Below are 330 nucleotides of genomic sequence, written 5' to 3' on the forward strand. Positions count from 1 at the left end.
ACGAACTTAACTATTTCTTTCAGCACGTCTTTGCACAGATAGTCAGCGGACAAACTTGGTTCTTTCATATCGGTTCTCCTTTAAATAGGTTGATCAAGGGTTATTAAGAGATTACGACCGATGTGGAGTAGGAGTTGCTATGCGCCACCCCTATGGTAGCGACTCGGATTGGACTGGATTGGGGGCAATGTATAATCAAGCACGAACAACCGAGCCGCGACCATAAGGGAGCGGACAGCCATCCTACAGTTGTCTTAACAACCCAAATAACTGGCGTAATACTCTTAATGAGTGGTTGTTAGTGTGCGGGGATTTTATGGCTTGGGAATT

Origin of the sequence: Legionella waltersii, assembly GCF_001468085.1 — a bacterium.
Classification (GTDB): domain Bacteria; phylum Pseudomonadota; class Gammaproteobacteria; order Legionellales; family Legionellaceae; genus Legionella; species Legionella waltersii.